The sequence below is a fragment of the Dictyobacter formicarum genome, assembly GCF_016587435.1.
This window is the reverse complement of sequence record NZ_BNJJ01000006.1, coordinates 396914-403224: the sequence shown is the minus strand read 5'-3', so window position 1 is coordinate 403224 and position 6311 is coordinate 396914. Positions and strand designations below refer to the sequence as shown.

Below are 6311 nucleotides of genomic sequence, written 5' to 3'. Positions count from 1 at the left end.
ATAGTTTTTTTGCGGATGCCTGGATTACTGACATCTTGCATGTGGTAAAGAGCGGCAAAGAGGCCACCGTCTATTGTTGCCGGGCCCATCCATCTCGGAATGTGCCCTACCTGGCTGCTAAAGTGTATCGCTCGCGTAATAATCGCGGCTTTAAAAATGATACTGTCTACCAGGAAGGACGCACCATTATGGACCAGCGTGCGCGTCGGGCCGTCAAAAATAAATCTGCGGCTGGTCGTGAGATGCAGTTCAGTATGTGGGTTGGGCACGAGTTTGAGACGCTGACGCGCCTGCATACCGCCGGCGCAACGGTACCAAAGCCGCTGGCCCAGAATAGTAATGCCTTGCTGATGGAATACCTGGGAGAAGAGCAGCAGCCGGCCTTTGCACTTCAGAATGTCACCCTGGATCCGGACGAGGTTTATCCTGTCTTTGAGTTGTTGATGGATAATATCCAACTCTGGTTATCTCATAATGTCATCCACGGCGACCTGTCGGCCTACAACATCCTGTACTGGCAAGGAAAGGTTACCATTATTGATTTCCCCCAGGCTGTTGATCCACGTTTTAATTCCCATGCTTTGTCCCTACTGACGCGCGATATTGACAACGTGTGTAAATACATGGCCCGCTACGGATTGAAGCGAGACTCGGCTCAACTCGCCAATCGGCTCTGGCAGCGCTTTAAGAACGCCAGATTGTAGTCTGCCCCCTTCCTTACGCGGTGTGGCCTCAAACAATTGAGAAGAGCCAGTGGAGCGACACGATAGCAGCTGCGTCGCTCCACTGGCTTTGTTTTCTTCATTGTGTTTCGCTACATGTAGGCCTCGTAGGTACGAGCGATATATAATAATGGTAGTTCGAATGTTTGCATGCTACTTGATGGTAGTGTTATATATGTGGTGGAAAGGCTAGCTTGAGCTTATGAAGGCTGTGATTATTACCGAACCTGGTGAGGCTCATGTGACTGAGCTAGATCGACCAGCTATCGGACCTGGTGAAGTGCTGGTGCACTCATGTGCGGTTGGCATCGGTGAAAGTGATGTGGAGCTTTTTCAGGGCAAGCGTGCAAAAGGTTTTTTCCGCTATCCCGTTATCCCTGGCCATGAGCTGTCGGGTGAGGTGGTGGCAGTGGGTGAAGGCGTGTCCAATGTCGCACCCGGCGCTAAAGTGGTGGTTGAGAGTATTTATGCCTGTGGGATCTGCCGTAACTGTCGTGAGGGTAAGACAAACCTCTGTGAGTCTGGCTACAATGAGCTTGGCTTTACTCGTCCTGGTGGGCTGGCAGAGTATGTAGTGGTATCTGCTCGCCAGCTGCATGTGTTGCCTGAGAGTGCTTCACTGGAGGAGGCAGCCCTGCTGGGTCCCGCAGCTGTGGTGGCGCACGCCTTTTTACGCACCCAACCACGGCCAGGCGATGTGGTCGTTATTCTTGGGGATGGACCATCCAGCCTGCTTGCGGTACAGGTAGCGCGGCTGTATAGTCCAGCGGTAATAGCGGTACTTGGCTTTCGCGCCGAGCGGCTGCAACTGGCAGAAGACTATGGAGCGACCCACACTGTAAATATGAGCCGCGAAGACACGCAATCCCTTATTCAGGCTTTGTCAGGTGGACACGGTGCCGATCTGGTGTTTGAGGGTACCGGACACGTACAGGCGATTGAAGAGGCGCTCTCAGTGGTTAAGCGCGGTGGGTCGGTATTACTGACTGGCCTTGAAGCCTCGATTGCTCCTTTAAGCTTTACCACTGATCTTTTTGTCTTAAATCAGATCAGTGTTTATGGTGTCTTTGGTGCCAGCACAGCCGCCTGGACCTATGCGGCCCAGCTATTCCTCAACGGTTCACTGCAATTAGCGGAACTCATTTCCCATCGTTTTTCGCTGGAAGAATATGAAGATGCACTGGATGCCATCATTTTACGTCATAGCCGGGCCATAAAGGTTATAATGATTCATGAGTAAATGCATCTTTGTGAATGTGAAAGGATTAGAACCTGATGGAAGAGACTCGCCGTTTCCTGACCAGCCTGGGTTTACCCGCTGGTGATGCCTATGATCTCCCAACCAGTACGAAGCGTTTCCCAGATGGCGCCCAGTATCGGATCGAGATTCCCAGCACCGAAAGTGGGCCCGCGTTAGCTGCCATCATTGAGGAGGCCGAACGCTATGAGCTGACTATCCATCGCGTCTCTCAGGGCAGTGGTGTGATGTTAATGACCGACGCCGAAATACTGGAGATGGCACGCCTGGCTAGATCTCAGCAGATGGAGGTGAGCCTCTTTGCTCGTCCCAATGCTGCCTGGGATATTGGTGCTATGGCCGTTGCCAGTGGTGGCAAGACCGTGGCGCCTCGTCTCCGTGGCCAGGATCAACTGGTGCATTGTCTGGAAGATGTGCGGCGGGCGGCCGATCTGGGCATTCGCAGTGTGTTGTTGGCTGATGATGGCGCTCTCTGGGTGGCCAATGAAATGCGCCAGCAAGGCCTGTTACCCGCTGATATGCAGTTTAAGATCAGCGTGATGATGGCGTCGGCCAATCCCACATCTATTCGCTTGCTCGAAAAACTTGGGGCCGATACCTTCAATATTCCAACCGATCTGAGCTTGCCACAGATAGCTGCTATTCGGCAGGCGGTAGATATCCCATTGGATATTTATGTCGAGGCACCAGATGATCTGGGCGGTTTTGTGCGCTTGTATGATATTCCTGAACTGATCAGGATTGCTGCGCCTGTCTATATCAAATTTGGCCTGCGCAATGCGCCCAATATCTATCCCGCGGGCACCCATCTGGCATCCACTGCGCTGGCTCTTTCGCGTGAGCGCGTACGTCGAGCCAGGCTGGGTATGGATATCATCAAGCGCTATTATCCAGATGCTGTGATGTCTCAGCCTGGTGCCAGTGGCTTGGCCATTCCTATCGAGTGAAGACTCTAGTGCTCGACCAGTAAAGCTGATTGTGTAGCGGGCCATCTGTTATGTATTGCCAGAATGGCCTGTTGTTCTTGTGGCGTACAACCTATAAGTAGTTTTATCTCGCTATCCCGTTTAGTGAGGTCAACAGTGATAAGGATAGCACTGATGTGCCTTTCTGGCAGGCTGCCCAGCCAGACATCGATACCATTGCCATCACCAGAGATTGTGCCACTGAGGTATCCGTAGTCCAATGGATAGATGAAGTCCGGGTAACGGGGGTGAGCCGAGCCTTTGGGGCGGTCGATTTTGATGGTGCTGGTCTCGACCAGAGTTGTTAGTAAGTGCCAGAATGCTTCATTATACATGTATTACTCCTCGCCGGAATGTTTGTTTTATGTATTTTATAATGTGAGATTATACTACCATTGACGGCTGTCGGGCTTTGATTTTGGAAGGGTGACGCAAGAAACGTTGAGGTTTGGTTATGTCTTCGATTGTAAAGGGTATTCCAGTCACCGCTGGAATTGCTATTGGCTCGTGGGTCGTCTCTGATCCTACGCCGCCGGTGGTTCCGAAAAATCATATAACACCAGATGCCGCTGAGGGTGAGAAAGCCCGTTTGCAACAGGCTATCGAGGCTTCTATTGCAGAAGTGACCCTGTTGCGCGATCAGGTGCAGGCTCGTTTAGGTGACGAGGAAGCGGCGATTTTTGGTGCTCATCTACTGTTGTTTGAAGACGATACTTTGCTGGAGGGGACGCACCAGCGCATTGATGATGAGCATATGAACGTGGCCTGGGCTCTGGCCGAGACAACCGATGAAATAGCTCAGATGTTTGCGGAAATGGAAGATGAGTATTTTCGTGCCCGTGCCGCCGATGTGCTGGACATCCGTACCCGCATCCTCAATCATCTACAGGGTCGTCCTACAGCGCAATTACGCTATCTGAAGGAGCCTGTGATCGTCGTGGCGCGCGACCTGTTGCCCTCAGATACGGCCGGGCTGGACCCTCAGTTTGTGCTGGGCCTGGTGACAGAGCAGGGAGGACCAACCTCGCATACCGCTATCCTTTCGCGCCAGCTGGGGATTCCTGCCATCGTGGGTGCGCAAGGTTTGCTTGCCAGGATGTCTACTGTCTCTCAGTCTGAGCATGCTACGCTGGTACTGGATGCGCGCAATGGCGAAGTGATTATCGAGCCAGACATCGCTACCATACAACGCTATGAGCAGGAGCTGACCAGTTATCGGCAGCAGCAGGAACAGCTCAAGGAGATGCGCGAGCTGAGCGCTACTACACCTGATGGTACGACTATCGAGATTGCTGCTAATATTGGACGGCTACGCGATGCCGGACCAGCAGTAGCGGCGGGCGCCGGTGGCATTGGTCTATTTCGAACCGAGTTTCTCTTTCTAGACCGTCAGGCGGCTCCATCGGAGGAAGAGCAGCTGGAAGCTTACAATACGGTCCTGCAGGAGTTTGCTGGCCAGACGGTTATTGTGCGCACCCTGGATATCGGCGGCGATAAAAGCGTTCCCTATCTCTCGTTGCCAAAAGAGGACAATCCATTCCTGGGCCTGCGTGGCATTCGCCTGTGCCTGGATCCACGCTATCAATCTCTCTTTCGTACGCAGATACGTGCTTTGTTGCTGGCTGCTCGGCCCGCTGTAGCGTCGCTCTGGATTATGTTGCCCATGATCTGTGATCTGCGCGAGCTGCGCCAGGCCCGGACCTTCATTGCTGAGACGGAGGCGCAACTGCTGCAGGAAGGTAAACTTACAGCGCCTGTTCTACCCCGTTTACGCCTGGGAATTATGTTGGAGACGCCCTCCTCGGTCTGGCTGATAGATCAACTGGCCAGGGAAGCGGATTTCTTTAGTATTGGCACCAACGACCTGGCCCAGTATACCCTGACCAGCGATCGCATGAACGCCGGCTTAGCGGAGTTGCAGCGCCCCTTCCATCCCGCTGTCATGCGTACTATTGCACACATCGTGCGGAGCGCCCGTAAGCTGCAGCGCTGGGTGGGCATGTGTGGCGAAATGGCCGGCGATCCACGCGCCAGTGCTTTTTTATTAGGCCTGGGCATTAATGAACTGAGTATGGAGGCGGGCTCATTCAATGCGGTGAAGCGGGTCATTCGCAACACTACCATGGCGCAGGCTCGGGAGATTGTGGAACGCGTGCTGGCCGCTGAAAGCTCTGCAGACATAGAAGAGATACTCTTGTAAGGAGGAGTTGAGGTGTGGAAGAGTACAGCTCTACGCAACCAGAATAGGCGCTAGCTGTGCCCCCGGCATGCTCGCCCTCGCAACGCTTCTCTCCCTCCTTCTCCGGAAGGAGGGAGATTCTTTTATACTTCTGCAAAATTGTTTTGAATCAATCCTGCCAGTGCTGTTATCGCCTTTTGTTCATCCTCGCCCTCGGCTGTGATCTCAATTTCTGCGTCTTTTCCGGCGCCGACACTGAGCACACGGACCAGACTTTTGGCATCCACAGTTTTCCCGTTGTAGGCAACGCTAATTTTACTGTTAAATTGCTTGGCTAACTTCACAAATTGAGCGGCTGGTCGAGCATGAAGGCCTACCTCATTCTGGATGCGTACGATGTTCTGTTGCATAACTACTATCCTCTATCTGGCCCTGGCGGGAACGATACTGGTATATTAGTGTATACCAATGGTTTAGCTTGCTGTCAATGGAGTGTCGATGGCTGTCTGGCCATATCCCTGCTTCCAATTGGCATGCAGTCTGGCTACCTCTTCGGCCGGCAACGGTACGGGCGTGCCTAGTTGCCTGGCGAGACAATAGATGCGAGCGGTATCTTCTAGCGCATGAGCGATTGAGAAGGTCAGTGCCAGATTAACGCCCACCACCATCGCCCCGTGGTTGCCCCAGATAACGGCCGGACCATCTCCCAGCGTCTGTGCCACCAGTTCGGCAAAAGCTTGCGTCCCCGATTCTTGATAGGGCACAATCGGCACCTCGCCTCCCAGGCAGGAAGCCGATTCCTGTAAAATCATCGGCAACGGTTGATAGACAACGCCAAAGGCCGAGGTATAGAGTGCATGCGTATGCATCACACAATTGATATCCCGGCGCTGACTTAAAATATAGGTGTGGAGCGGCATCTCGACCGAAGGTTTCCACCTGCCTTCTATGATATTACCCCGCTCATCAACCACAGCAATATCCTCGGCGGTTAGCAACTGATAATCTGCTCCGCTGGGTGTGATGCAGATCAGCCCGCTTTCTGGATCACGGGCACTGAGATTGCCCTGAGTCGCGCGCACCAGCTGACTCTCATACATTTTCCTGGCATAGTGCGCCACTTGAGTGCGTAAATCATTCAACAGCATCTGCTGTACCTCCTTAACAGGAAGTGTATCACGTTTCTT

At 53.1% G+C, this 6311-nt stretch carries 7 protein-coding genes; 4 read left to right on the top strand and 3 right to left on the bottom strand.

Annotated features, from left to right (window positions below; genetic code table 11):
* The 3 genes from JMI88_RS13205 to JMI88_RS13195 form a co-directional block, all read left to right on the top strand.
* On the top strand, positions 1 to 704 hold a 704-nt coding region (locus tag JMI88_RS13205), incomplete at its 5' end, for an RIO1 family regulatory kinase/ATPase domain-containing protein (RefSeq protein ID WP_201362323.1).
* 220 nt (positions 705 to 924) lie between these two features.
* Positions 925 to 1962 (top strand): zinc-dependent alcohol dehydrogenase, encoded by a 1038-nt coding sequence (locus tag JMI88_RS13200; protein ID WP_201362322.1) that lies wholly within the window; start codon positions 925 to 927, stop codon positions 1960 to 1962.
* Between the two features lie 35 nt (positions 1963 to 1997).
* On the top strand, positions 1998 to 2927 hold the full coding sequence (locus tag JMI88_RS13195) for a U32 family peptidase (RefSeq protein WP_201362321.1): 930 nt from the start codon (positions 1998 to 2000) through the stop codon (positions 2925 to 2927).
* A 5-nt stretch (positions 2928 to 2932) separates the two neighbouring features.
* Here JMI88_RS13195 and JMI88_RS13190 read toward each other — a convergent pair whose 3' ends face one another.
* Positions 2933 to 3280, bottom strand: a complete 348-nt coding sequence (locus JMI88_RS13190) for an inorganic pyrophosphatase (protein ID WP_201362320.1) — start codon at positions 3278 to 3280, stop codon at positions 2933 to 2935.
* A gap of 119 nt (positions 3281 to 3399) precedes the next feature.
* Here JMI88_RS13190 and ptsP point away from each other — a divergent pair, with 119 nt between their 5' ends.
* A complete protein-coding gene (ptsP, locus tag JMI88_RS13185; protein ID WP_201362318.1) occupies positions 3400 to 5145 on the top strand; it encodes a phosphoenolpyruvate--protein phosphotransferase in 1746 nt (581 codons plus the stop codon).
* Between the two features lie 122 nt (positions 5146 to 5267).
* On the opposite strand, the gene JMI88_RS13180 is transcribed toward ptsP, so the two are convergent.
* Positions 5268 to 5534, bottom strand: a complete 267-nt coding sequence (locus JMI88_RS13180) for an HPr family phosphocarrier protein (RefSeq protein ID WP_201362316.1) — start codon at positions 5532 to 5534, stop codon at positions 5268 to 5270.
* A gap of 63 nt (positions 5535 to 5597) precedes the next feature.
* Complete coding sequence (locus JMI88_RS13175) at positions 5598 to 6272, bottom strand: class II aldolase/adducin family protein (protein ID WP_201362315.1); 675 nt, start codon at positions 6270 to 6272, stop codon at positions 5598 to 5600.
* Positions 6273 to 6311: the final 39 nt, after the last annotated feature.

Bases quoted from the DNA above. Each gene is read 5' to 3' on its own strand.
- JMI88_RS13200 (WP_201362322.1), top strand. From the start codon at position 925: ATGAAGGCTGTGATTATTACCGAACCTGGTGAGGCTCATGTGACTGAG.
- JMI88_RS13195 (WP_201362321.1), top strand. From the start codon at position 1,998: ATGGAAGAGACTCGCCGTTTCCTGACCAGCCTGGGTTTACCCGCTGGT.
- JMI88_RS13190 (WP_201362320.1), bottom strand. From the start codon at position 3,280: ATGTATAATGAAGCATTCTGGCACTTACTAACAACTCTGGTCGAGACC.
- ptsP (WP_201362318.1), top strand. From the start codon at position 3,400: ATGTCTTCGATTGTAAAGGGTATTCCAGTCACCGCTGGAATTGCTATT.
- JMI88_RS13180 (WP_201362316.1), bottom strand. From the start codon at position 5,534: ATGCAACAGAACATCGTACGCATCCAGAATGAGGTAGGCCTTCATGCT.
- JMI88_RS13175 (WP_201362315.1), bottom strand. From the start codon at position 6,272: ATGCTGTTGAATGATTTACGCACTCAAGTGGCGCACTATGCCAGGAAA.